General features: G+C 72.2%; 23 protein-coding genes and 1 pseudogene. 11 read left to right on the forward strand and 13 right to left on the reverse strand.

From position 1 onward, the window contains the following. The first annotated feature begins 13 nt into the window (after positions 1–13). From B0I33_RS04785 to B0I33_RS04800, 4 genes are all read left to right on the forward strand, one after another. Positions 14–652 carry a TetR/AcrR family transcriptional regulator gene (locus tag B0I33_RS04785; RefSeq protein ID WP_106177297.1) on the forward strand — a complete coding sequence of 213 codons (639 nt, stop codon included), beginning with the start codon at positions 14–16 and terminating at the stop codon, positions 650–652. Next, positions 649–2208: a glycerol-3-phosphate dehydrogenase/oxidase gene (locus B0I33_RS04790; protein ID WP_106177298.1), complete on the forward strand. Its 1560-nt coding sequence runs from the start codon at positions 649–651 to the stop codon at positions 2206–2208. The genes B0I33_RS04785 and B0I33_RS04790 overlap by 4 nt, the downstream gene beginning before the upstream one ends. Before the next feature lie 65 nt (positions 2209–2273). Beyond that, on the forward strand, positions 2274–3185 hold the full coding sequence (locus B0I33_RS04795; protein ID WP_106177299.1) for an ABC transporter ATP-binding protein: 912 nt from the start codon (positions 2274–2276) through the stop codon (positions 3183–3185). Further along, positions 3182–4387 carry an ABC transporter permease gene (locus tag B0I33_RS04800; protein WP_106177300.1) on the forward strand — a complete coding sequence of 402 codons (1206 nt, stop codon included), beginning with the start codon at positions 3182–3184 and terminating at the stop codon, positions 4385–4387. The genes B0I33_RS04795 and B0I33_RS04800 overlap by 4 nt, the downstream gene beginning before the upstream one ends. 64 nt (positions 4388–4451) lie before the next feature. Here B0I33_RS04800 and B0I33_RS04805 read toward each other — a convergent pair whose 3' ends face one another. Beyond that, entirely contained in the window at positions 4452–5381 is a 930-nt protein-coding gene (locus B0I33_RS04805) for an SEC-C metal-binding domain-containing protein (protein WP_146147456.1), read from the reverse strand. 74 nt (positions 5382–5455) lie between these two features. Between B0I33_RS04805 and B0I33_RS04810 the strand changes: the two genes are divergently transcribed. Then, a complete protein-coding gene (locus B0I33_RS04810) occupies positions 5456–6244 on the forward strand; it encodes a DUF427 domain-containing protein (protein ID WP_106177302.1) in 789 nt (262 codons plus the stop codon). Positions 6245–6310: 66 nt separating this feature from the next. On the opposite strand, the gene B0I33_RS04815 is transcribed toward B0I33_RS04810, so the two are convergent. The 3 genes from B0I33_RS04815 to B0I33_RS04825 form a co-directional block, all read right to left on the reverse strand. Next, entirely contained in the window at positions 6311–7624 is a 1314-nt protein-coding gene (locus B0I33_RS04815; protein WP_106177667.1) for a citrate synthase, read from the reverse strand. A 227-nt stretch (positions 7625–7851) separates the two neighbouring features. Further along, a complete protein-coding gene (locus B0I33_RS04820; protein ID WP_106177303.1) occupies positions 7852–8772 on the reverse strand; it encodes a carbohydrate kinase family protein in 921 nt (306 codons plus the stop codon). Positions 8773–8783: 11 nt separating this feature from the next. After that, the gene (locus B0I33_RS04825; RefSeq protein ID WP_106177304.1) at positions 8784–9407 is read right to left on the reverse strand and encodes a TetR/AcrR family transcriptional regulator; all 624 of its coding nucleotides are present in this window, start codon (positions 9405–9407) and stop codon (positions 8784–8786) included. A 71-nt stretch (positions 9408–9478) separates the two neighbouring features. On the opposite strand from B0I33_RS04825, the gene B0I33_RS04830 reads away from it, so the two are divergent. Then, positions 9479–10633 (forward strand): acyl-CoA dehydrogenase family protein, encoded by a 1155-nt coding sequence (locus tag B0I33_RS04830; protein WP_106177305.1) that lies wholly within the window; start codon positions 9479–9481, stop codon positions 10631–10633. A gap of 7 nt (positions 10634–10640) precedes the next feature. Here the strand turns inward: B0I33_RS04830 and B0I33_RS04835 are convergent, their stop codons facing one another. Next, positions 10641–11852 (reverse strand): amidohydrolase, encoded by a 1212-nt coding sequence (locus B0I33_RS04835; protein WP_106177306.1) that lies wholly within the window; start codon positions 11850–11852, stop codon positions 10641–10643. A 107-nt stretch (positions 11853–11959) separates the two neighbouring features. Here B0I33_RS04835 and B0I33_RS30785 point away from each other — a divergent pair. The 3 genes and pseudogenes from B0I33_RS30785 to B0I33_RS04850 all read left to right on the forward strand — a co-directional run. After that, positions 11960–12154: pseudogene (locus B0I33_RS30785) on the forward strand (Uma2 family endonuclease); the annotation flags it as partial. Positions 12155–12179: 25 nt separating this feature from the next. Further along, positions 12180–12548 (forward strand): Uma2 family endonuclease, encoded by a 369-nt coding sequence (locus B0I33_RS30790; RefSeq protein WP_106177307.1) that lies wholly within the window; start codon positions 12180–12182, stop codon positions 12546–12548. A gap of 69 nt (positions 12549–12617) precedes the next feature. Beyond that, positions 12618–13205 carry a Uma2 family endonuclease gene (locus B0I33_RS04850; RefSeq protein WP_106177308.1) on the forward strand — a complete coding sequence of 196 codons (588 nt, stop codon included), beginning with the start codon at positions 12618–12620 and terminating at the stop codon, positions 13203–13205. Here the strand turns inward: B0I33_RS04850 and B0I33_RS04855 are convergent. The 6 genes from B0I33_RS04855 to B0I33_RS04880 all read right to left on the reverse strand — a co-directional run bounded on the left by B0I33_RS04855 (position 13189) and on the right by B0I33_RS04880 (position 19138). Next, complete coding sequence (locus B0I33_RS04855; protein ID WP_181193181.1) at positions 13189–13665, reverse strand: AAA family ATPase; 477 nt, start codon at positions 13663–13665, stop codon at positions 13189–13191. The genes B0I33_RS04850 and B0I33_RS04855 overlap by 17 nt on opposite strands. Continuing rightward, complete coding sequence (locus tag B0I33_RS04860; protein WP_106177310.1) at positions 13662–14567, reverse strand: aldose 1-epimerase family protein; 906 nt, start codon at positions 14565–14567, stop codon at positions 13662–13664. The genes B0I33_RS04855 and B0I33_RS04860 overlap by 4 nt, the downstream gene beginning before the upstream one ends. A gap of 169 nt (positions 14568–14736) precedes the next feature. Continuing rightward, a complete protein-coding gene (locus tag B0I33_RS04865; protein ID WP_106177311.1) occupies positions 14737–16308 on the reverse strand; it encodes a hypothetical protein in 1572 nt (523 codons plus the stop codon). Between the two features lie 56 nt (positions 16309–16364). Further along, complete coding sequence (locus tag B0I33_RS04870) at positions 16365–17654, reverse strand: MFS transporter (RefSeq protein WP_106177312.1); 1290 nt, start codon at positions 17652–17654, stop codon at positions 16365–16367. A 35-nt stretch (positions 17655–17689) separates the two neighbouring features. Continuing rightward, positions 17690–18397: a pyridoxamine 5'-phosphate oxidase gene (gene pdxH, locus B0I33_RS04875; RefSeq protein ID WP_106177313.1), complete on the reverse strand. Its 708-nt coding sequence runs from the start codon at positions 18395–18397 to the stop codon at positions 17690–17692. Between the two features lie 111 nt (positions 18398–18508). After that, on the reverse strand, positions 18509–19138 hold the full coding sequence (locus B0I33_RS04880) for a TetR/AcrR family transcriptional regulator (protein WP_106177314.1): 630 nt from the start codon (positions 19136–19138) through the stop codon (positions 18509–18511). Between the two features lie 69 nt (positions 19139–19207). Between B0I33_RS04880 and B0I33_RS04885 the strand changes: the two genes are divergently transcribed. Together B0I33_RS04885 and B0I33_RS04890 are read left to right on the forward strand one after the other, a co-directional pair. Beyond that, the gene (locus B0I33_RS04885) at positions 19208–20422 is read left to right on the forward strand and encodes a lipase family protein (protein WP_245900445.1); all 1215 of its coding nucleotides are present in this window, start codon (positions 19208–19210) and stop codon (positions 20420–20422) included. A 247-nt stretch (positions 20423–20669) separates the two neighbouring features. Beyond that, positions 20670–21821 (forward strand): citrate synthase 2, encoded by a 1152-nt coding sequence (locus tag B0I33_RS04890; RefSeq protein WP_106177316.1) that lies wholly within the window; start codon positions 20670–20672, stop codon positions 21819–21821. A 32-nt stretch (positions 21822–21853) separates the two neighbouring features. On the opposite strand, the gene B0I33_RS04895 is transcribed toward B0I33_RS04890, so the two are convergent. Together B0I33_RS04895 and B0I33_RS04900 are read right to left on the reverse strand one after the other, a co-directional pair. Continuing rightward, the gene (locus tag B0I33_RS04895; protein WP_106177317.1) at positions 21854–22441 is read right to left on the reverse strand and encodes a TetR/AcrR family transcriptional regulator; all 588 of its coding nucleotides are present in this window, start codon (positions 22439–22441) and stop codon (positions 21854–21856) included. 20 nt (positions 22442–22461) lie between these two features. Beyond that, positions 22462–24189 carry an SDR family oxidoreductase gene (locus B0I33_RS04900; protein ID WP_245900446.1) on the reverse strand — a complete coding sequence of 576 codons (1728 nt, stop codon included), beginning with the start codon at positions 24187–24189 and terminating at the stop codon, positions 22462–22464. Positions 24190–24204 lie beyond the last annotated feature (15 nt).

The following is a 24204-nucleotide window of genomic DNA, read 5'->3' on the forward strand; positions in this document are numbered from 1 at the left end:
TAGAGTGTGACATATGGCAGCTGAACGTCACACCCTGTCCGCGCCGAGCGGCCTCGCGGACGCCCGGACCCGTTCGGCGACCAGCCGGATGCCCGACGACGCGCTGCTCGACGCCGCCCGGGATTGCGTACTGGCCAGCGGGGTCCGGCGCACGACGCTGGCGGAGATCGCCCGGACCGCGAAGGTCAGCCGGATGACGCTCTACCGGCGCTTCCCCGACGTGCGGAGCATCCTCGCGGCACTGATGACGAGGGAATTCGGCGCCCTGCTGCGCCGGACGAGCGAGGAGGCGGCGACCGCGCGCACCGCGCGGGAGCGACTTGTCGACAGCGCCGTGGCCGGGGTGCGGGCACTGGTGACCGACCCGCTCATGCGCACCGTCCTCGACGTGGACGCCGACCTGCTGCTGCCCTACATCACCGAGCGGCTCGGCGCGACGCAGCGTCTCGCCGAGGACGGGTTGCGCGTGGTGATCGGCGCGGGGCACGAGGATGGCTCCATCCGGCGCGGGGACGTCGCGGCGCAGGTGCGCGCCGTCCTGCTCGTGGTCCAGTCGTTCGTGCTGTCGCTGCGCCCGGCGACCGTCGACGTGCCGGAGGAGGCGCTGCTCGCCGAGCTGCGCCACCTCCTCGACGCCGCCCTCGCCCCGTGATCACCGCGTCGCTCACCGCCCGCCGCCGGGCCGCCGAGCTGGACGCCCTCGCCTCGGGCGAGCAGGTGGACCTGCTCGTGATCGGCGGCGGGGTGACCGGCGCGGGAATCGCGCTCGACGCCGCGTCCAGGGGCCTTTCGGTGGCGCTGGTGGAAGCGCACGACCTGGCGTTCGGCACGTCCCGCTGGTCCAGCAAGCTGGTGCACGGGGGGCTGCGTTACCTCGCCCACGGCGACGTGGGGATCGCCTGGGAGAGCGCGGTGGAACGGCACCTGCTCATGACGCGGACCGCGCCGCACCTGACCCGGTCGCTGCCGCAGCTGGTCCCGCTGCATCGCCGCACGTCACGAGCGCAGCAGGCACTCGTGACCGCGGGCCTGCACGCGGGCGACGCCCTGCGGCGGGCCGCGGGCACACCGTCGCACGTGCTGCCGCGCCCCCGCACCGTCCCGGCGCCCGAGGCGCTCGCGCTGGCTCCCGGACTCTCCCCCGCCGGGCTGCGGGGAGGCCTGCTCTCGTTCGACGGCGCGCTGACCGACGACGCGCGGCTCGTCGTTGCGCTCGCGCGGACGGCCGCGGCCCACGGAGCCCGGATCCTGACCCGGCTGCGGGCGCTGGCGGCGTCCGGCGACCGGGTCGTGGCCCGCGACGAGCTCACCGGGGAGCGGGCGGAGCTGCGGGCGCGCCAGGTGGTCAACGCCGCGGGCGTCTGGGCGGGCTCGATCGTGCCCTCGGTGCGGCTGCGGCCCTCGCGTGGTTCGCACCTCGTGCTGGACGCCGAGCGCACGGGCCTGCGGGAGACCTCGGTGATGGTGCCCGTCCCCGGCACCCGGAACCGGTTCGTCCTCCTGCTCCCGCAACCGGGCGGCAAGCTCTACCTCGGCCTCACCGACGAGCCGGTCACCGGGGAGCCGCCAGACGTCGCTGACGTCCCGGAGTCCGATGTGGACTTTCTGCTCGACGTGGCCTCCTCGGCGCTCGGCAGGCGGCTCGGACGGGGTGACGTGCTCGGCTCCTTCGCCGGGCTGCGGCCACTGATCGAGTCCGCGGGCGAGACCGCGGACCTGTCCAGGGCGCACGCGGTGCTGACCGACCCCGGCGGCGTCATCACGGTGGTCGGCGGCAAGCTCACGACGTACCGGCGGATGGCAGCCGACGCGGTGGACGCCGCCGTGGCGGCCACGGGACTGCGGGCGGGTCCGGTACGCACGGCGAGACTCCCGTTGCTGGGTGCGACATCGCGCGCCGCACTGTCCGCAGTGGATGCCCCTGCCCGGTTGGTGGCCAAGTACGGCACCGAGGCTCCGCGCGTGGCCGCGCTGGCCGAGGTGGACGCCGAGCTCGGCCGCCCGCTGTTCGAAGGGTGCCCCGTCACGGGGGCGGAGGTCGTCTGGGCGGTACGGCACGAAGGAGCGCTCGACACCGAGGACGTGCTCCACCGGCGGACCCGCCTCGGTCTCGTTCCCGCCGAGGCACGAGCCGCCGAGCAGCGGGTCCGGGACCTGGTCGAGCGCGCGCTGCACGGACTGGGCACCGGATTTCCCCGTTCCTGGTAAAACTTGCGATCATGTGTGCGATCGTCGGCGTACGGTCGGCGTCGAAGGCACCACGGAGGGGATTCGTGCCACAGCGAACGCTGGAAATCGACAGCGTGTCCAAACGTTTCGGGGACGTCGTCGCCCTCGACTCGGTCAGCTTTGACGTGCGGCCCGGCGAGCTGTTCGGGTTCGTGGGCAGCAACGGAGCGGGCAAGACGACGGCGATGCGGATCGTGCTGGGCGTCGTGTCGGCCGACGCGGGCGAGGTCCGCTTCGACGGCAGGCCGGTGACGCACGAGATCCGCACCCGCATCGGTTACATGCCGGAGGAACGCGGGCTGTACCCGAAGATGAAGGTGCTCGACCAGCTCGTCTACCTCGCGCAGCTGCACGGGATGCCGCCCAACGAAGCGCACCGCAACGCGGAGACGTGGATCGGCAGGCTCGGTCTCACCGACCGGCGCGCCGACGAGGTGCAGAAGCTCAGCCTCGGCAACCAGCAGCGCGTGCAGCTGGCCGCGGCACTCGTGCACGACCCCGCGGTGCTCGTGCTCGACGAGCCGTTCTCCGGCCTCGACCCGATCGCCGTGGACGTGATGAGCGACGTGCTCAGGGAGCAGGCCGCGTCCGGGGTGCCGGTGATCTTCTCCAGCCACCAGCTGGAACTCGTCGAGCGGCTGTGCGACCGCGTCGGCATCATCCGCAGCGGGCGGATCGTGGCGTGCGACTCGGTGGCCGAGCTGACCTCGAGCGCGGCGTCGCAGCTCGTCGTGTCGGCTCCGGCCGCGCCCCCGGGCTGGGCGGCCGCCCTTCCCGGGGTCAGGGTGGTGTCCGAGAGCGGCGGGTCCACCGTGCTCGAGCTGGCGCCGGACGCGGACGACCAGTCCGTGCTGGCCGCCGCGCTGGCGACCGGGCCCGTGCACGAGTTCACGCGGCGGAAGGCCTCGCTCAGCGAGCTGTTCCGCACCGCCGTCGCGGAAGGAGCGATCAGGTGACCCAGCCGACCGACCGGCGTTCGGTGACTCCGCTCACCGCCGTCCGGCTCGTGGCGTTGCGCGAGCTCAACACGCGGCTGCGCACGCGCGGGTTCGTCGCCGGAACCCTGCTGATCCTGGCCGTCCTGGTCGGTTACCTGGCGCTGCAGGCGAGCCTGTTCAGCGACGCGGACCGGACGACGGTCGGGCTCACCGGGCAGGCCGCGGCCATCGCGGAGCCGCTGGAGCAGGGGGCGCGCCAACTCGACGAGGACATCCGGACGCAGCGCGTGCCGGACGTGGAAGCGGGTCGCGAACAGGTGCGTGCGGGCGAGCTGGACGTGCTCGTCTCGGGCAGCCCGGCCAACCTGCGCGCGCTCGTGAAGACGGAGCTGGATCCGCAGGTACGGGCGTTGCTCAGCGGCATCTCGCAGCAGGAGGTGCTCGACGCGAAGCTGATCGAGGCGGGCCTGGATCCGGCCGAGGTCATGAGCGAGGTCAACTCGGTGCGGGTGCAGGTCAGCACGCTGGAGACGCCGGACCCCGAGCGGGGTCAGCGGCTCGTGGTGGCACTCGTGATGCTGGGGTTGCTGTACATGAGCATCACGACGTACGGCTCGCTCGTGGCGCAGGGCATCGTCGAGGAGAAGGCCAGCCGGGTGGTGGAGATCCTGCTGTCCACGGTCCGGCCGTGGCACCTGTTGCTGGGCAAGGTGATCGGCCTGGGTCTGGTCGGCCTGGTGCAACTGGCCGTCCTCGGCGTGAGCGGGCTGGTGATGGCCACCTCGACCGGGGTGCTGACGATCTCGGGTGTGGCCACGCAGACCCTGCTGTGGGGCCTGCTGTGGTACCTGCTCGGGTTCTTCCTGTACGCCACGGTGTTCGCGGGCGCCGGGTCGCTGGTGTCCCGGCAGGAGGACATGCAGGCGGTGCTGACACCGGTGACGATCGTGCTGCTCGTGGGCTTCCTCGCCGGGTTCGCGGTCATCCAGGAACCCGAGGGGACCGCGGCGGTGGTGCTCTCGATGATCCCGTTCCTGGCTCCGATCCTGATGCCCGGCCGGATCGCGGCCGGCGCGGCGGGCTGGCTGGAGATCGCGCTGTCGCTGGCGCTCACGGTGGCGGCCATCGCGGTGCTGACGTGGCTCGGGGCGCGCGTCTACCGGGCCGCCGTACTGCGCACCGGCAGCCGGATCCGGCTGCGGGACGCCCTGCGCGGCTGACGCCCGCGAGTCCCCGCTCCCGCGCGCGAGTGCCGCGTTCGGCGCGGCGGCCGGCGCCACGGACTCAGTCCAGGAATCCGGGACTGCCGCAGCACTTCTTGTACTTGCGGCCGGACCCGCACCAGCACCGGTCGTTGCGCCCCGGCGGCCAGGGCACCACCGCCCCCTCGTTGCCGAGGTGCGCGGCGTACCGCGCCCGGGTGGCGGCCTCGGTGGGATCGAGACCGTGCCGCTCGGCGAACTCGGCGAACCGCGCCACGGCACCGGTCGCCACCGCGAGGGTGACCCCTGACACGTCGTTCCGGAGCGCCCTCTCGACCTCGCGCCGGTGGTCGGTGTGCGGATCGGCGGCGTCGGTGAATCCCGGGTATCCGCCCGGCCACCGGCGCAGGTACTCCGCCAGCTCGGCCCGCGGGAAGTACAGGACCGCGACGCGCTGCGGAGGCGGCGGGAGTTCCCTTCCGGCGAACTCGGTCCTCGCCGCCTCCGCCGCCGCGGCGGCGAGTGCGTCCCAGTCGTCGGCAACGTGCCCCAGCTGTTCCCGGACCCGCCTGCGGCCCGCGAACAGCCCGAGCAGCGCGACATCGCGGGCCAGTTCGGCCGCGGTGGGTGGCGTGGTCGGATCGACGGCGAGCGCGACGCCCCGGTTGTACCAGTGCAGCGCGGTCTCCGGCTCCCCGAGCGCGACCTCGAAGATCTCCCCGCCGAACTCGTGGTCCGCCACGGAGAGGGCCGCGTCGCGCCACGCCTCGTCCGCGAGTTCCCGTGCCCGGTCCTCCTCGCCGACGTCGAGGAGGAAATCGGCGTAGGCGAGCCGGGGATCCGGAACCACGGCCTGGTCCGTGTCGAGGTACTGCTCGAAGATCTCGCGGGCGCGGTCGTCGCGCCCGGCCAGGTGCCAGTACCCGGCGGCCTCCAGCATGCACTGGGCGTGGTCCTCGGGCTCGTCCAGTGCCGCCTGTTCGAGGTCCCGGGCGAGGTCTTCCGCGCGCATGTCCACACCGGTCACGGTAGACGGCGAACCCGGCCGGATCGCACTAGCCTGGCGAGGGAGACGGAGGTGATGCGATGAGCCTCACGCTGCCCGCCGGGCCACTGTCCGCACGCCCGCCGAAGACCAGGAACTACGAAGTCGACGGCCCCGCGCACAAGCTGCTCATGCATCCGTTCCCCCGCCGTGTGCGGGCGGAGTTCGGCGGCCACACCGTCGCCGACACGAGGCGCGGGATGCTGCTGCACGAGACCGGTCTCCTGCCGCAGCTGTACATCCCGGAGGCGGACCTCGCGTCCGGCCTGCTGGAGCCGTCCGGCCACACCACGCACTGCCCGTTCAAGGGGGACGCGCGCTACCACTCGGTGCGGGCAGGCGACCGGTTCGCGGAGAACGCGGTGTGGAGCTACCCGGAGCCGATGCCGGACGCGTCGTGGCTCGCGGGCTACGCGGCCGTCTACTGGGACAGCATGGACGCCTGGTGGGACGAGGACGAGCAGGTGCGCGGCCACCTGCGCGACCCCTACCACCGGGTGGACGCCCGCGCCACCAGCAGGCGGGTGCGGGTCTACGACGGCGACCGGCTGCTCGCCGACAGCGACCGGCCCGTCCTGCTGTCCGAGACCGGCCTGCCCAACCGGTTCTACCTGCCCCGCGACGACGTGCGGCAGGACGCGCTGCGGCCGAGCAGCACCGAGACGGTGTGCCCGTACAAGGGCACGGCAGCGTACTTCGGTCGCGGAGACCGTGACGTCGCGTGGGTCTACGAGCACCCGCTGGAGGACGCCGTCAAGGTCGCGGGCCACGTCTGCTTCGATCCCGCCCAGGTGTCCGTCGAGGTGGACGGGGAGGTCCTCGAACAGTGAATGGCACATTCCCTGCGCTCAACGCAGGAAATGTGCCATTCACTGCCCGTGGCCGAGCCGGCTGGGTCAGCGCTCGGAGATGGGCTTGTAGTCCCGCTCCTTCTCGCCGGTGTAGATCTGCCGCGGCCTGCCGATCTTGGTGGCCGGGTCCTGGATCATCTCGCGCCAGTGCGCGATCCAGCCGGGCAGGCGGCCGAGCGCGAACAGCACCGTGAAGTACTTCGTCGGGAAGCCGAGCGCCCGGTAGATGAGCCCGGTGTAGAAGTCGACGTTCGGGTAGAGCTTGCGCTCGACGAAGTAGTCGTCGGACAGCGCGCGCTCCTCCAGCGCCTTCGCGATGTCCAGCAGCTCGTCACCACCGGAGATCTTGGCGAGGATCTTGTCGGCGGTCTGCTTGATGATCTTCGCGCGCGGGTCGTAGTTCTTGTAGACCCGGTGCCCGAAGCCCATCAGGCGGACACCCTCTTCCCGGTTCTTCACCCGGTTGACGAAGTCGTTGACGTCGCCGCCGTTCGCCTTGATGCCCTCCAGCATCTCCAGCACCGCGCTGTTCGCGCCGCCGTGCAGCGGGCCGAACAGCGCCATGATGCCCGCCGAGATGCTGGCGAACAGGTTGGCCTCGGACGAGCCGACGAGCCGCACCGTGGACGTCGAGCAGTTCTGCTCGTGGTCGGCGTGCAGGATGAACAGCAGGTCGAGCGCCTTGGCGACGTCCGGGTCGACCTCGTACGGCTCGGCGGGCAGGCCGAACGTCATCCGCAGGAAGTTCTCGACCAGACCCAGCGAGTTGTCCGGATAGAGGAACGGCTGGCCGGTCGACTTCTTGTACGCGTACGCGGCGATCGTCGGCACCTTCGCCAGCAGGCGGATGGTGGACAGCTCCACGTTCGGCTCGTCGAACGGGTTGAGGGAGTCCTGGTAGAAGGTCGACAGCGCCGACACCGCGCTCGACAGCACCGGCATCGGGTGGGCGTCCCGCGGGAAACCGTCGAAGAAGCGCTTGAGGTCCTCGTGCAGCAGCGTGTGGCGGTTGATCCGCGACGTGAAGTCGTCCAGCTGCTGCCGTGTCGGCAGCTCGCCGTAGATCAACAGGTAGGAGACCTCGATGAAGGTCGAGTTCTGCGCGAGCTGCTCGATCGGGTAACCCCGGTACCGCAGAATGCCCTCCGCGCCATCGATGTAGGTGATGGCCGAAGACGCCGCCCCGGTGTTCACGAAGCCGGGGTCGTAGGTGATGTAGCCCGTCTGGGCCAGCAACTTCCCGAGCTCGATTCCGGGGGCGCCCTCGACGGCGCGCACGACGTTCAGATCATGCTCGCCGCTCGGCAGGCGGAGTACGACTTTCTCGCCCCCGGTCTGCGCCGCAGTCGCGTCGGACATGCACATGCCTCTCACGGTCACACGGGCCGGTGGTGGCCGCAGGTTCCGCAGGCCACCGGGTTCGTACACGAGGAGGATTCGACCTCGCCGCACACCGCCCCGCTGGGGTATGAATTCCCCCTTACGCTAGTCCAGAGAGCGCCTTCTTCGCAGCCGTGGCGTTACCCACAGCTAACGGTTTGCGATCAGGTTCACACGTGCGGCGGTCCGTCCACGTGATACAGACCTCAGTGGCCGCGCTCCAGCTCCGCCTCGGTGGGTGGCTCGGCCCCGATCCGGGAGACCGTCACGGCCGCCGCCCGCGCCGCGTAGCGCAGCGCCTCCCGCCAGTCGGCCTCACGCAGCGAGGTCAGGTCGGTCACGCTCCGCCGCACCAGCCACGCCAGCAGCGCGCCCTGCACCGTGTCCCCGGCGCCGATCGTGTCGGCGACCCGGGTGGGCACCGTCGGGACCGAGGCCACCTCGCCCGCCGCCGTGCGGACCGAAAGTCCCTCGGCGCCCTTGGTGAGGACGACCGCCTGCACACCGGCGTCGAGCCACGCCTTCACCGAGTCCGTCACGTCGCCTCCGGCGGCGAGCCACCGCGCGTCGTCGACCGACACCTTGAGCAACCGGACGTGCGGCAACCACGAGGCGAACCGCGCCCGGTAGGCAGCTGCGTCCGCGATCAGGTCCGCACGGATGTTCGGGTCGAGCGCGGTGAGCACTCCGCGCTCCGCCTCCCTGCGCAACACGGTCTCGTACACACCCGCACCGGGCTCCAGCACCATGCCGAGGGTGCCGAGGCAGAGCGCGCTCGCCGACGCGGGGAGCGGGCCGGGGTCGGTGACGAGCCGGTCGGCGGTTCCCTCGGTGTAGAAGCTGTAGGAGGCACTGGAGTCCGCGTCCAGTGCGACGACGGCGAGCGTGGTGGGCTCGGGCCCGCGCTGGACGAGCGATACGTCCACACCGGACTCCACGAGGCGCCGCAGCAGCGCCTCCCCGAAGCGGTCGGTGGACACCCGGGAGAGGAACGCGGTGGGCACACCGAGCCGCCCGGCGGCGAGCGCCACGTTGTACGGGCCACCACCGAGCCTGGGTACCAATGCGTCCATAGTGGACCCGCTGGGCACGAGATCGACGAGCGCCTCGCCTCCGGAAACGATCACGGCGCGGGATTCTACCCCGCCTCGACCCCGCCGAGCAGCAGCTCCGCGAGCGCCGTGAACGCCTCCGCGTCCGAGACCCCGGCCCTCCTGCCGAGGACGCCGGTCTGGATGGCCTCGACGAGCAGCCCGGCCATCTCCGCGATCAGCGTGGCGTGCACCTTCCGGAACACCCCGTCGGCCACGCCCTTGGCGATGAAGGTGCGGATCCGCGCGGCCGCGGCCTGCGAGTTGACCTCGTAGACCGCCTGCGCGGGCGGGAACGAGGCGACGTCGTCCATGAAGGTCGCGGACGCACGGTTGAGCTCGTCCGACACCCCGGCGAGATACACCTCGATGATCTTGCGGGCGTCGTCGACACCCTCGATCCGCCGTTCGATCCGCCGCGCCGCGCCCTTGAAGAACCTGCCGACCACCTCCACCGCGAGCTGCTCCTTGCTGGGGGCCAGCGCGTAGAGCGTGGTCTTGGAGCAGTGCATCCGCGCGGCGAGATCGTCCAGGGTGAACCTCGCGAAGCCCTCGGCGAGGAAGAGCTCCTCCAGCTCGGCGAGCAGGGCTCGCTGCCTGGCCGTGGGCTGCTTGCGGGCGCGGGGCGAACTCGACAGCACGCGCCGAGCGTACTCGTCGACATCAGGCATCCGTATATAGTACTCTGAACGCGACTACAGTATCAATTTCAGTACAGCCACTCGACGCGGAGACAGCTTCCATGCCGGCCGAAAGACTGCTGCCCACCACCGAGGCGGAGGACCTGATCGCACTCGCCCGCGAGATCGCGCGCGAGGAGCTCGCCCCGCACGCGGCCGAGTACGAGGAGGCGGGTCGCTTCCCCCGGGAGAAGTTCCGCCTGCTGGGCAAGTCCGGCCTGCTCGGCCTGCCGTACTCCGAGCGCTGGGGCGGCGGCGAGGTGCCGTACGAGGTCTACCTGCAGGTGCTCGAGGAGATCGCGAGCGCGTGGATGACGGTGGGCGTCGGCCTCTCGGTGCACACGATGTCGTGTTTCGCGCTGGCGCACCACGGCACGGACGAGCAGCGGGAGCGCTGGCTGCCTGCCATGCTCGAGGGCGACCTGCTGGGCGCGTACGCGCTGTCGGAGACGCACGCCGGATCCGACGCGGCGGCGCTGTCGACCAGGGCGAGGCGGGACGGCGACAGCTATGTCGTGACCGGCACGAAGGCCTGGACCACACACGGTGGCGAGGCGGATTTCTACACGACGATGGTGCGGACCTCGGACCGGACCACCGACGACACCGGCGGCATCAGCTGCCTGCTGGTCGACGCGGACACGCCGGGCCTCTCCGCGGCCGCGCCCGAGCGGAAGATGGGCCTCACCGGCTCCACGACCGCGCAGATGATCTTCGAGGACGCCCGGGTGGCCGCCGACCGGCTGATCGGCGCGGAGGGCGACGGGCTGCGCATCGCGCTGGCCTCGCTGAGCTCGGGCAGGCTCGGCATCGCCGCGTGCTCGGTGGGTCTCGCGCAGGCCGCGCTCGACGAGGCGCTCGCCTACGCCAGGGAGCGCAGGCAGTTCGGCCAGCCGATCATCCAGTTCCAGGGGATCGAGTTCCTGCTCGCCGACATGGCGGCCGCGATCGAGTCGGCGCGGGCGATGTACCTCGACGCCGCACGGCGCCGCGACCGCGGACTGCCGTTCCACCGGCAGGCGTCGATCGCGAAACTGGTGGCCACCGACGCGGCGATGAAGGTGACCACCGACGCGGTGCAGGTGCTCGGCGGCGCGGGCTACACGCGCGACTTCCCCGTCGAGCGGTACATGCGCGAGGCGAAGGTGCCGCAGATCTTCGAGGGCACCAACCAGATCCAGCGGATCGTCATCGCCCGCGAGCTCCGCAAGGCCTGAACCGCTGTCACTCGCGGTAGCGGCGGTCGGTGACGACACCCTCGCCGCTGGACTCGTCGAAGTGGTACACCTCGCGACCCCGGACGAACACGCGCAGCGCGCGGTTCATCACGTCCAGCGGGTCACCCGACCACAACACCACGTCCGCGTCGAGCCCCGGCCGGAGCGCGCCGACACGGTCGTCCAGCCCGAGCATGCGCGCCGGGTTGATGGTCAGCGCCCGCAGGGCGGTGTCCGGGTCCAGGCCTTCCTTGACCGCGAGCGCGGCCTGGTAGACGAGGAAGTTGATCGGGATCACCGGGTGGTCGGTGGTGATCGCCAGCCGCACTCCCGCCCGCGCGAGGATGCCAGCCGAGCGCATCGTCCGGTGGCGCAGCTCCACCTTGGCCCGCGACGTGAACAGCGGGCCGAGGATCACCGGCACGTCATGCTCGGCGAGGAAGTCCGCGATCAGGTGCCCCTCGGTGCCGTGGTTGACGACGAGCTTGTAGCCGAACTCCTCGGCCAGCCGCACGGCGGTGACGATGTCGTCGGCGCGGTGCGTGTGCTGGTCCCAGTACAGCTCGCCGTCCAGCACCTTCGCCAGCGTCTCCAGCGTCAGGTCCACGTCGAACGGCTTGCCCTCCTGCCGCGCGTGGTCACGCTGCGCCGCGTAGTTGCGCGCCTTCGTGAACGCCTCGCGCAGGATCGCCGCCACACCGAGCCGCGTGCTCGGCGTCTGCTTCTTCTCGCCGTAGACGCGTTTCGGGTTCTCGCCCAGCGCGCTCTTCACGCTGACCGACTCGGCGAACAGCATGTCGACCACGGTGCGGCCCCACGTCTTGACGCCGACGGTCTGGCCGCCGATGGGGTTGCCGGAGCCAGGCTTGATCACGACGCTCGTGACCCCGCCCGCGAGGGCGTCGTCGAAGCCGACCTCGTACGGGTCGATGCCGTCGATCGCGCGGAACCGGGCGCCGTTGGGGTCGGTCATCTCGTTGGTGTCGTCCCCCGACCAGCCCTCGCCGTCCTCGTGCACGCCGAGATGGGCGTGTGCGTCGAGGAAGCCGGGCAGCACCCACGTTCCCGACGCGTCGATCAGTTCCGCGTCCTCGGGGACGTCCACGTCCGCAGCCCGGCCGACGGCGACGATCCGCCCGCCGTCGATCAGCACGGTGCCGCCCTCGATCGGATCGCCGTCGACGGGCACCACGTAGCCACCAATGATCGCGCTCACCATAGTTCGACACGCTAACGAACTTGCCCCGCACGAGGGAAACCGCCCCGCAGCGATGGCAACCACATCGAAACGGTCGTGGGATACTGCCCGTGACCCGAGGAGGACCCGTGACCGCGCTGCCCGAGCACCCCCACGAGTCGAACGGACTGCTGACCATCACCGACTACGCGGCTCTCGGCGAGACCGAACCCGGCTACACGGAGCTACAGGAGGGCCGTCTGGTCATGTCGCCGAGCCCGGCACCGCAGCACAACGAGGCGGCACTGGCACTCGCCATGCAGCTCTACCCGCAGGTCCCGGCCGACCTCCGGGTGGTCCCGGACATCGATGTCGACCTGGAGCTGGCCGGACCGGACGAACCGGGCTTCGTCCGACGGCCCGACCTGGTCGTGGTCCGAGAGCAAGGCGGTCGACCGCGCACACGACGAGGGCGGCCTGCTCCGCGCCTCCGACGTGGTGATCGTCGTCGAGATCGTCTCCCCCGGCTCCCGCCGCACCGACTACGTGATCAAACACGGCGAATACGCCGACGCCGGCATCCCGCACTACTGGATCGTCGACCTCGCCGACCCACTGTCACTGGTCGCCTGCCACCTCGCCGGAGAACTCGGCTACCAAGACGCACCCGCCGCCACCGGCACCTACACCACCACGGAACCGTTCCCGGCCCGGCTGGACCTCACCACGCTGAGCTGACCACCCCCGCCGCCGACGGAAACCACATCGAGACGCCGTGGGACACCGTCCGTGACCCGAGGAGGACCCGTGACCGCGCTGCCCGAGCACCCCCACGAGTCGAACGGACTGCTGACCATCACCGACTACGCGGCTCTCGGCGAGACCGAACCCGGCTACACGGAGCTACAGGAGGGCCGTCTGGTCATGTCGCCGAGCCCGGCACCGGAGCACAACGAGGCGGCACTGGCACTCGCCATGCAGCTCTACCCGCAGGTCCCGGCCGACCTCCGGGTGGTCCCGGACATCGATGTCGACCTGGAGCTGGCCGGACCGGACGAACCGGGCTTCGTCCGACGCCCCGACCTGGTCGTGGTCCGACGCGAGGGCCGGGACCGGGTGCGGAAGGAAGGCGGGCTGCTCCGCGCCTCCGACGTGGTGATCGTCGTCGAGATCGTCTCCCCCGGCTCCCGCCGCACCGACTACGTGATCAAACACGGCGAATACGCCGACGCCGGCATCCCGCACTACTGGATCGTCGACCTCGCCGACCCACTGTCACTGGTCGCCTGCCACCTCGCCGGAGAACTCGGCTACCAAGACGCACCCGCCGCCACCGGCACCTACACCACCACGGAACCGTTCCCGGCCCGGCTGGACCTCACCACGCTGAGCTGACCACCCCCGCCGCCGACGGCGGCAGCGGCAGCGGGTACGGCCTGCCGCGCACGTACCGCTCGTAGAGGTCGTCGATCAGCGCGGCTCCGACCGTCCGGTCGCGGGCGCGGTCGTTCTCCCGGCACACGGCGGGGTCCACGTCGGTCAGGTCGATCACGCGGAGCCCGGCGCCCTCCTCGGCGGCGAGTTCCGCGGGCCGCCTGACGTAGGAGTTGCGCAGGTTCAGGTCGTCGACGAGCACGTTGCTGCCCGCCCGCAGCCCCGTGCGGATCAGCTGCTCCTGCACCTCGCCGACCCGCAGCTCACGCCAGGTGGAGAACCGGTACTCCGCGAGCCCGAACAGCAGGTCGCGCAGATGGTCACGGCCGACGAGCCAGCCGCCCTCCGCGCGTTGCAGCGCACGGGCGCGCACGGTCTTCCCGCTGCCGGGAAGACCGCGGAACACCACGACGTCGCTCACCGCACGCGGATACCCCAGCTACCCCGCCACGACGCGCCCGGCTCCAGCTCGATGAGGTCGGTGCCGCTGTTCAGCGCGTCCGCCGGACAGGTCATCGGCTCGATCGCGATCGCCCTTCCCCTGCCGACGAGGTCCCGCGGGGTGAACACCTGGACCCAGCCGAAGTCGCTCTCGGCCCAGAGGTCGAGTGCGGTGTCGCCGTGCGTGAGCAGGTGGTGGAACCGGCCGTCCTCGCCGGGCCGCAGCGCGCCGAACGCCGTGTCCAGGTCGAGGTCGCCCACCCGCCTGCCGCCGCGCAGGTCGTACTCGGTGCCCTCGACGTCCCGCTCGTCGCCGAACGGCAGCTGCCGGTCGGCGACGTAGGGCCGCACGCGCGTGGCGGGCAGCGTGAGCGTCAGCTCGTCCGTCGGGACGTCTCCGATCCGGAGGTAAGGGTGGGCGCCCACGCCGACGCCGATCGGGGTCTCGCCCTCGTTGCGGATCTCGTGCGTGACCGTCAGCTCGCGCGGCGCGAGGTCGTACCGGATCACGGTGTGCAACGGCACCGGCCAACCCGGTTCGTCGGCCACGTCCACCGCGAGCGTGATGGCGGACTCGGCGTGTTCCAGCAGCTGCCACTCCCGGTGCCGGGTGAGCCCGTGGATCGCGTTGCCCCGCCTGGCTTCGGTGACGTCGAGGCGCTGCACCTCGCCCCGGTAGGTCCATTCCGCGTTCCTCGTGCGGTTGGGCCACGGCAGCAGCACCTGCCCGGCGGCCTTCGGCGGTTCCTCCTCCACGTCGAACGTCTCGAGGTAGGGCACGCCGCCGATCTCGAAGGCGCGCAGTCCCGCGCCGATCTCGGTGACCACCGCGCGGGCGCTGCCCCGGGTGAGTTCGAACTGTTCGCCGGTCGGATTCGCCATGCGCCGAACCTATCGCCCCGGAAACGACTGGTCGCGGGGGCCGGCCGTCCCTGCGCCGGCCCGCCTGCTCATCACCACATCACGATCGCGGACTGTCCACTGTTGACAGTGAGATCGCGGCCAGGCGCAGGCTTGCGCGGCGCCGTGGAGTACCGCGGGGCGGCAGGTGTCAGGGCTCCGAGGGTTGATCGAGCACGGCGAGGTCGATCGTCGCGGCGGCGAAGTCGAACCGCTCCGGCGGAACGCCCTTCGCCGAGGTCAGCCAGCCGCCCCGGTCCCTCGGGCGCAGGTGCGAGCCGCCGTCGAGCAGCAGCGACACGTAACAGCCGTAGTCGAGGGCGAACCCGTCGTAGAGCACCCCCGGGTGGTGCGGGTCGACCACGCCCCGGCGCAGCAGGTGCAGCAGGCGGGCGTCGAACAGCTCGTCGATGACGTCGCGGTGCGCGCACGCCAGGTGGTCCACCAGGAACGTGCGGGACCGGCGACGGCCGACGACCTCGTCGATCAGGTACCGCAGGGCCCTGCGCATCGGCTCGTCGGCGCTCACCACGCTCTGCTTGTCGCGCAGGTACCAGTCCCGCGCGGCACGCCGCACGTCGGCCAGGCCGATGGGCTGGTCGTGGGCATGCTGGGCGGCCAGCGCCGCGATGTTGATGGCGTCGCGCGGCACGCCCTCGGCGGCCCGGACGAGCTCGGGAAAGGCGTCGCGCCGGAACAGCTCCGCCACGAGGCTCTCCGCGTCGGGCGGCGGGTTCCGGATCATCGTGGCCAGCCGGGAGCCCGCGTGGTTGTGGAACAGCTGCCGGAAGAACTCCGTGGCCCGGTCTCGCGAGTGTTCGAACAACAGGTAGTCGTCGAGGCTCACGGCCGACGCGGCGTCCGCGCCCACCTCGATGCCGACGTAGTCGCCACGGCGTCCGGGCACGGAGAACCGGGATCGCCGCTCGATGGCGGCGATCTTGACGGTGACGCCGCCGACCGGCAGGACGCTGCGCCGGAGCAGGTCGGCGAGGATCGGCTGCAGGTCCAGCGGCACGCTGCTCCACTCGTCGAGCAACAGCCACAGCCGGGCGGGCGCGAGCGACCGCGTCAGCTCCCGCAGCGCCCTGCCGAGCGGACCGAACAGCACGTGGTGCCGCTCCACCCCGGTGCGGCGCAGCCTGCTCTCGGCGCTGACGGTCCGCCGGTGCTCCGCCGACGCCGTGGCCGACGGTGCCGCGGACACCGAGAGGCCGAGCGAACCCGCCGACTCGGCCACCGTCCCCAGTGTCGTCTCCCGCTCGACCTCGCCGACCACCTCGACGGTGGTCGCGACCTCGGCGAGGTCGTCCAGTGCCCGCAGCACACCGTCGCGGTCCGCGGTGCCTCCGTCGACAGCCGCCGCGAGCAGCTCGTCGTGCACGGCTTCGAGCGTGTCCACGAGCAGGTGGGTCCCGCGCAGCGCCACACTCTGGGTGCCGTCGGCGGACAGTCCGCCCGCCGAGCCGATCGTCCGCAGGTCCAGGTAGACCGGGACGTCACCGGAGTGCTCGGCGAGGGCGGCGAGGTGCAGCAGCGCGTGCGTCTTCCCCGTCCCCCTGCGGCCGTAGAGGATCTGGTGGTCGCTGGAGTTGAGCATCGCGGAGAAGGAGCCCGCCGCGACATAGGTTCCGGCCAGCACGTGCCGGTCGCTGCTCTCGGCCCGGCGCGGGATGCGCATCAGGGCATGGTTGAGGTGTTTCTGCCGCTCGCCCGCCGCCACCCGCAACAGGGTGCCCGGGCGGGCCGGGGCCGCGCAGCCGCCGTGCGAGTGAGCGATCAGGCCGTCGGCGCGGGCCGCTCCTCCGCCGTGGGCGCGCGGTAGCGCCAGAAGGCGGGCAGCAGCAGGACGGCGAGGACGACGAGCACGATCACCAGCACACCACCCCCGGTGGCGGCCGCGGCCGTGCCGACACCCGCGGCCGCCCAGCCGTGCGTCAGGTCCGCGACCCTCGGCCCACCGGCCACGACCACCGTGAACGCGCCCTGGGTGCGACCGCGCATCTCGTCGGTGGCCGCGGACTGCAGGATCGCCATCCGGTAGATCGCGCTCACCATGTCGGCCGCACCGCCGATGGCCAGGAAGACGACCGCCAGCCACAGCGAGTTCGCCAGCCCGAAGCCCGCGACGGCGAGGCCCCAGACGCAGATGGCGACCACGACGGCAGCACCCTGCCTGCGCACCCGGCTCACCCAGCCGGACATCAGGCCGATCAGCATCGCGCCGAGCGGGATCGCCGCGAACAGCCAGCCCAGCGCGAGCCCGCCGCCGGGAGGGTCGCCGAAGGTGCGTTCGGCCATCTCGGGGAACAGCGCGCGCGGCATGCCGGCGACCATCGCGACGATGTCCACGACGAACGACGCGAGCAGCACCTTCTGCGTCGCCATGTACCGGAATCCGTCGACCACGTCCCGCAGCCCGGCCCTGCGGACGAGCCCGGACGTCGGCGGCAGGGCAGGCAACCGCCACACCGCCCACAGCACCACGACGAGCGCGGCGGTGTCCACCAGGTACAAAGTGGACAAACCGACCACCGGAAGCAGCGCGCCCGCCGCGAGCGGGCCGAACACCGCGCCGAAGGTCATCATCGTGCCGGTCAGCGCGGCCGCCGAGGGCAGCAGGTGCTCGGGGACGAGCCGGGCGACCACGGCGTTGCGCGTCGGCATGTTGATCGCGAAGAAGGCCTGGTTGACGCCGAGCAGCGCGAGCACCACCCACACCGAGTCCACGGCGAGGAACGCCTGCGCCCACAGCAGCGCGGCGGTGCCGGCGATCCCGATGTTGGAGACGAGCAGCAGCCGCCGCCGGTCCACGGTGTCGGCGATCGCCCCGCCCCACAGCCCGAAGACGAGCAGTGGCACGAGCGCGACCGCCCCGGTGAGCCCCACGTAACCGGACGACCCGGTGAGGTCGAAGACCTGCTTCGGCACCGCGACGGCGGTCAGCTGGCTGCCGATCGCGGTGACGACAGAGCTGATCCAGAGCCTGCGGAACGCCGGGATCCGCAGTGGCCTCCGGTCGACGACGAGTGATCCGAGTACTCTCCGCGCTCCGCTACGCCCACCCACGGATAGTTAGCCTACGCAGCTAACTGTCGGTGACGTCAGGGGGCGACGCGGTGAATCCGCCAGCCGTCCTCGTTCCGCACGTAGCGCAGCCGGTCGTGCAGCCGGTCCTCCCTGCCCTGCCAGAACTCGACCAGGTCGGGGCGGATGCGCCAGCCACCCCAGTGCGGCGGCACCGGCACCTCGTCGACGTCGGCGAACCGGCGCTCGATGGCGTGCAGCGCGTTGTCCAGCGCCCGCCTGCCCTCGACGACGCGGGACTGCGGCGAAGCCCACGCGCCCAGCTGCGAGCCGCGTGGCCGCGACCGCCAGTAGGCCGCCGTCTCGTCGGGCGAGACCTTCTCCACCTCGCCGCGCACGGTCACCTGCCGGTGCAGCGGGAACCACGGGAACGTGGCCGACGCGTACCGGGTGACGGTGAGGTCGTGGCTCTTCGCCGAGGTGTAGTTGGTGTAGAAGACGATGCCGCGCTCGTCCAGCCCCTTGCACAGGACCGTCCGCGAGGAGGGCAGCCCTTCGGCGTCGGCGGTGGCGAGCACCATCGCGTTGGGCTCCGCGAGTCCCGCGGCGACCGCCTGGTCGAGCCACGCCCGGAGCTGTTCGGTCCACGTGGGAGCGAGCGCGGACTCGTCGAGCGCACCACCGTCGTAGGCGACCCGCATCTGCGGCAGGCGCACGGCCGCGTCCGCCTCCGAACCGTTCGCCTCCGCCACGGCACCGCCGCCCTTGCCGCCGAGTTCCGACATGCCACAACCTCCGCACCCGTGGGGGATCGCCCCGTCTCTCCGGCCGACGTTAGGGCCTGGGCCGGGACCGCGAAACCTCCCGACCGGTGACGCCCACCACTGGATCGGTCACTACGCCTGCCGCGTTATCGCCGCAGACATGAGGGACTTGATCTCGTCGGCGATCACCGCGACCGGTTCGGGCGGATTGCCCGCCTGCCACGCGCGCAGCAGCCCGGTGACGGCCCCGACGAGAGCGATCCCCGTCAGCCGGTAGTCGCGGCGTGGCGCGAGCCCGTGCTCGGCAGCCCTGGCAGCCTCCGCCGCGATGAACTCGGCCCACCGGGTCACCCACCGCTGGTGCTGCGCCTCCAGCGCGGGACTGACCCCGACGGCCTCGACGTAGGCCAGCCGGGGCAGCCGGGGATCGGCGGTCACGGCGGCGACGAAGGCGTCCAGCAAGGTGCCGATGCGGGTCACGGCGTCGGTCTCGAGCACCGTGCCGAGCGCGTGGCGCACGTGGCTCAGGGCGAGGTCGTTGACGCGGTCGTGCAGCACGAGCAGCACGTCCTGCTTGCCCTCGAACTCCTCGTAGAAGGTGCGGGTGGACACCCGCGCCCGCGTGCAGATGTCGGCGATGCGGCTGGCGCGGTAGCCGGTGGTCGTGAACTCCTCGAGCGCGGCGTCGAGCAGGGCCGCACGACGGTGCGCCCTGCGCGAGGCGACGTCCACGCCGCGATAGGTCCGGCCCGAACTTGCCACTGCCTACTCCCGGGTATACATTTCGAAAATCTCGATTACCAATGTAGTGCGGATCACCCGGAGGCCACCATGGTTGGTCGGTTGATGGTGCCGTTGTTGCTGCTCACCGCCCTGGTGGCCACGAGCGCGCCGACGGTGGCCGCGCGGACCCCGGCGCCCACCCCGCCCGTGCCCTCCGCGGACCCGTTCTACACGCCACCGGCGGCGCTGCCGGGCGAACCCGGCGCGCTCCTCCGGCACCGGGCGGTCGACGTGTACGCCGAACCGCTGCGCGCCCTGCCCGTTCCGGTGCGCGCCTGGCAGCTGCTGTACCGCTCGACGTCGGCGACCGGCGAGCCGAACGCCGTCTCGGCGACGCTGCTCGTCCCGCGCTCACCGTGGCCCGAAGAGCCCCGGCCGCTGGTCAGCTATGCCGTCGGCACGCACGGCCTCGGCGACTCCTGCGCGCCCTCCTACCGGCTGCGGACGGGCACGGAGAACGAGATCGCCCTGATCTCCCAGGCCCTGTTCCAGGGCTGGGCCGTCGTCGTCACCGACTACGAAGGGCTCGGCACCCCCGGCAGGCACACGTACGCGACCGGCCAGTCGGAGGGCAGGGCCGTGCTGGACGCCGCACGGGCCGCCACCCGGGTGCCCGGCGCGGGGCTGCGCCCGGACGGCCGGGTGGGTGTCTTCGGCTACTCGCAGGGCGGCCAGGCCGCCGCGTTCGCGGGCGAGCTGCAACCCACGTACGCGCCGGACGTGCGGCTGGCCGGGGTCGCCGCGGGCGGGGTGCCCGCCGACCTGACGGACGTGGCCCGGTTCAACGACGGCGGGCCCTTCCTCGGCCTGGTGCTCGGTGCCGCGGCCGGCCTCGCGACCGCGTACCCGGACGTGCCGTTCGCGGAGATCCTCAACGAGCGCGGCCGCCGGACGGTGGCACGGATCGAGGACGCCTGCGTGGCCGAACTGGGCGCCGCGGCACCGTTCGCGCGGCTGGCCGACTTCGTGACCGTCCCCGACCCGCTGGCCGATCCCCGCTGGCAGGCCAGGCTCCGGGAGAACCGTGCGGGCGAGCGGCGGCCCGGCGCGCCGGTGTACCTCTACCACGGCATCCTCGACGAGCTGATCCCGTACCCGGTCGGCAGCGAGCTCCGGACGCGGTACTGCGCGCTGGGCGCCGCGGTGCGGTGGCGCCCGGTGCCGCTGGCCGGGCACATCACGGCGGTGTCGGCGGTCGGCCCTGCGGGGATGCGCTGGCTGGGCGACCGGTTCGCGGGCAAGGCGGTCCGGTCGGCGTGCTGACCGGCTCGTGAGCGTTTTCCGTGGTTCTCACCCCGGTTCTCCACGCACCAGCCCGCGCAAGGATTTCCGCGGTCGGCACCGCCTCGGCTGAATCGTTCTCGTAATCGTGACCGAAACCACCGCTTCTTTCGATTGATACCAGCCGGTCAGAGGAGCAAGGTTTGTCCAACCGTGCGATGGGGCGCGCCCGTGTCCCCCGCACGGACACCTCACCTGTCGGGGACACGCGCAGCGAAAGGCCACTCCAGTGACATCCACCATCAGTCAGGGCCAGACGCAGTCCGAGCAGCCGGACGACGGCTTCCGTCCGGGTCTGGAGGGTGTCGTCGCCTTCCGCACCGAGATCGCCGAGCCCGACCGGGACGGCGGGGCGCTGCGGTACCGGGGCGTCGACATCGAGGACCTGGCGGGCAAGGTCGGCTTCGGCGACGTCTGGGGGTTGCTCGTCGACGGCCGGTTCGGCCGCGGCCTGCCACCGGCCGAGGCCTTCCCCATCCCGGTGCACACCGGCGACGTCCGGGTCGACGTCCAGGCCGCGCTCGCCATGCTCGCGCCGATCTGGGGCTACCGGCCCCTGCTCGACATCAGCGACGAGGAGGCCAGGGACAACCTGGCCCGCGCGTCGGTCATGGCACTGTCCTACGTGGCGCAGTCGGCCCGCGGCATCGGCATCCCCGCGGTACCGCAGTCACGAGTGGACGAGGCGTCGTCCATCACGGAGCGGTTCATGGTCCGCTGGCGCGGCGAGCCGGACCCCGCGCACGTCAGGGCGGTGGACGCGTACTGGGTGTCCGCCGCGGAGCACGGGCTGAACGCCTCCACGTTCACCGCGCGGGTCATCGCCTCCACCGGCGCGGACGTCGCCGCGGCGATGTCCGGCGCGATCGGCGCCATGTCCGGCCCCCTGCACGGCGGCGCGCCGGCTCGCGTGCTGCCGATGATCGAGGAGGTCGAGCGCACCGGCGACGCCCGCAAGTACGTCAAGGGCCTGCTGGACCGCAAGGAGCGGCTCATGGGCTTCGGCCATCGCGTGTACCGCGCGGAGGACCCGAGGGCCAGGGTGCTCCGCCGCACGTGCCAGGAGCTCGGCGCCGAACGCTACGAGGTGGCGGCCGCGCTGGAGCAGGCCGCGCTCGCCGAGCTGCGGGAACGGCGCCCGGACCGTCCGATCGAGACGAACGTCGAGTTCTGGGCCGCGGTCATCCTCGACTTCGCCGAGGTGCCGCCGCACATGATGCCCGCGATGTTCACCTCGGCCCGTACGGCGGGCTGGGCCGCCCACATCCTGGAACAGAAGAAGACCGGGCGGCTCGTCCGGCCGTCCGCGAAGTACGTCGGCCCCGGGCCGCGTGACCCCGGCGAGGTCGAGGGCTGGGACCAGGTGCCCCGCCTCTCGTGAGTGAGAAACGTCGTTCTTACCACGTTTCTCACTCACGACTCGCCCCCGCGAGGCTCGTGGCGGGCGGTGACCTCCAGCATCGCGAGGAGCTGGTCGACCAGCCAGGCGTCCAGCTCCACCGCGGGCAGGTCACCGTCCTGCAGCCAGGTCAGCAGGGTGCCCTCCACGACGGCGGTCCAGCACCGCAGCGTCGCCAGCAGCAACGGTGCGGGGTCGGTGATGCCCGCGTCGGCGAGGATCACCTCGACCGCCCGGTTGCGCACCTCGTCGACGATCGCGTTGGTCTCCGAGGTGGCGACCACCGACCCGCTGCGCAACAGGGCGACGTATCCCGCCCGGTGCTCGGCGGCCACGTCGAGGAAGGCCCGCACGGCCGAGCGCAGCCGTTCGGTCCGCGTGCCCTCCGCCCGCTGGGCCAGCCGGTCGATCAGGCCGTCGGTGACCGAGCGCAGCGCCGCGACGCGCAGCTCCCGGATGCTCGCGAAGTACCGGTAGAACAGCGGCCGCGACACGTCCGCACGGGCCACCACGTCGTCCACCGACACGTCCTCCGGCGGCCGCGAGCCGAACAGCTCCAGCGCGGCCGAGATCAGGTCCTCCCGCCGCGCCTGCGGCGTCATCCGGCGCGGCTTGCGTGCGCTCACCGCGGCAGCAGGTCCCGGCGCGCGGCGGCCCGCAGCAGCCCCGGGGTGAGCCGCGACAGCAGCAGCGCGGCCTTCGCCTCCGGAGTGGACGGTGCCAGTGCGACGTTCCGCTCCACCGCACGGAGGATGTCCGCGGCCACCCGCTCGGGACCGAACCCGCGCCGCGCATAGAGCCGCGTGCTGGTCTGCCGCCTGCTCGCCTGCGCCGCGGCGTCGAGGCCGACGAACCGGGTGCTGCCGGTGATGCCCGTGTGCACGACGCCGGGGCACACCGCCGTCACACCGATGCCGTGACCCGCCAGCTCGGCCCGCAGGCACTCGCTCAGCGTCAGCACCGCCGCCTTCGTCGTCGAGTAGGCGGGGAGCACCTTCGTCGGCAGGTAGGCGGCCATTGAGGCGACGTTGACGAGGTGCCCGCCCGCACCCCGCTCCACCAGCTGCCCGGCGAACGCGCGGCAACCGTGGATCACGCCCCACAGGTTGACGTCGAGCACGCGCTGCCAGTCGGCCTCGGTGGTGTCGAGGAAGGAGCCCGCCATGCCGATGCCCGCGTTGTTCACCACGATGTCGGGTACCCCGTGCTCCACGCGAACCCGTTCGGCGAACGCGGCGACCGCGGCACCATCCGCGGAGTCCACTGTGTATGAACTGGCGGTGGGTCCGTGTTCGCGGGCGAGTTTCGCGGTCTCCGCGGCCGCGTCCGGATCGATGTCGGTGACCACCACGTCGGCTCCCTCGGCGGCGAACGCGAGCGCGGTGGCCCGCCCGATGCCGCCGCCCCCTCCGGTGACCACGACCAGCCTGCCAGGGAAGCGTCCCGCCGGGCGCGGGGTGACCCGGGCCGCGCGCAGCGCCCTCGGTTCGGGGCCGCCCTCCACGTGGTCGACCAGCTCGGCGGCGGCACGGGCGACGCGCGCCGGATCGGCGCGCGGCATCCAGTGCGTGCCCGGCACGCGCCGCACCCGCAGGTCCGGCACCCACCGCCCGATGTCCGTCTGCAGTGGTACCGACACGAACGCGTCGGACCGTGGCGCGAGGATCTGCACCGGCACGTCGGCGTGCCGCTGCGCGGGCCGCGACAGGCGCGGCAGCATGTTGGCCCGGTAGAGCTTCATACCGTGCAGGCCGTCGGCGATCCGCGGCCTGCCCGCGGCCGGGTCGAGCCGCCGGATCGCGCGCCGCATCAGGCCGGTCCGCCACGCCAGCTCCGGGATCAGCGGCAGGTGGAAGAACGCGATGTAAGTCGAGTGCAGCAGCTGGTGCAGCGCCTCGCGCAGGCGGCGCGGGGTGGGCACGCGCAGCCGGTCCCGGAAGAAGTACCCCGCGTGGTCCAGGCAGGGGCCGGAGATCGACGTGTACGACGCGATCCGGCCGCGCAGGGCCTCCCCGGTGACGGCGTGCCACGTCTGGATCGCGCCCCAGTCGTGGGCGAGCAGGTGCACCCGCCCCTCCGGGGCGACGGCGTCGACGACCGTGGCGAGGTCGTCAGCGAGCTGGTCGAGGCGGTAGGCGGCGCGGCCGGAGGGCCGGTCCGACTCGCCCGCGCCGCGCACGTCGTAGGTGACGACGCGAAACCGTCCGGTGAGCTCGGCGGCCACCCCGTCCCAGAGGGAGGAGTCGTCCGGGTAGCCGTGCACGCACACCACCGTGGGGCCACGCTCGGCCCCCCGCACCCGCACCGAGAGCCGGACGCCGTCGCTCGCGGTCACCCAACTGTGAGACATTCCGTCATGTTAGAC

It is taken from the genome of Prauserella shujinwangii, assembly GCF_003001955.1.
GTDB classification, from domain to species: Bacteria; Actinomycetota; Actinomycetes; order Mycobacteriales; family Pseudonocardiaceae; genus Qaidamihabitans; species Qaidamihabitans shujinwangii.

Coding starts and splice junctions, on each gene's coding strand:
- B0I33_RS04785 (WP_106177297.1), top strand. CDS start 14: ATGGCAGCTGAACGTCACACCCTGTCCGCGCCGAGCGGCCTCGCGGAC.
- B0I33_RS04805 (WP_146147456.1), bottom strand. CDS start 5,381: ATGCGCGCGGAAGACCTCGCCCGGGACCTCGAACAGGCGGCACTGGAC.
- B0I33_RS04810 (WP_106177302.1), top strand. CDS start 5,456: ATGAGCCTCACGCTGCCCGCCGGGCCACTGTCCGCACGCCCGCCGAAG.
- B0I33_RS04815 (WP_106177667.1), bottom strand. CDS start 7,624: ATGTCCGACGCGACTGCGGCGCAGACCGGGGGCGAGAAAGTCGTACTC.
- B0I33_RS04825 (WP_106177304.1), bottom strand. CDS start 9,407: ATGCCTGATGTCGACGAGTACGCTCGGCGCGTGCTGTCGAGTTCGCCC.
- B0I33_RS04830 (WP_106177305.1), top strand. CDS start 9,479: ATGCCGGCCGAAAGACTGCTGCCCACCACCGAGGCGGAGGACCTGATC.
- B0I33_RS04835 (WP_106177306.1), bottom strand. CDS start 11,852: ATGGTGAGCGCGATCATTGGTGGCTACGTGGTGCCCGTCGACGGCGAT.
- B0I33_RS30790 (WP_106177307.1), top strand. CDS start 12,180: ATGTCGACCTGGAGCTGGCCGGACCGGACGAACCGGGCTTCGTCCGAC.
- B0I33_RS04860 (WP_106177310.1), bottom strand. CDS start 14,567: ATGGCGAATCCGACCGGCGAACAGTTCGAACTCACCCGGGGCAGCGCC.
- pdxH (WP_106177313.1), bottom strand. CDS start 18,397: ATGTCGGAACTCGGCGGCAAGGGCGGCGGTGCCGTGGCGGAGGCGAAC.
- B0I33_RS04885 (WP_245900445.1), top strand. CDS start 19,208: ATGGTTGGTCGGTTGATGGTGCCGTTGTTGCTGCTCACCGCCCTGGTG.
- B0I33_RS04895 (WP_106177317.1), bottom strand. CDS start 22,441: ATGACGCCGCAGGCGCGGCGGGAGGACCTGATCTCGGCCGCGCTGGAG.
- B0I33_RS04900 (WP_245900446.1), bottom strand. CDS start 24,189: ATGTCTCACAGTTGGGTGACCGCGAGCGACGGCGTCCGGCTCTCGGTG.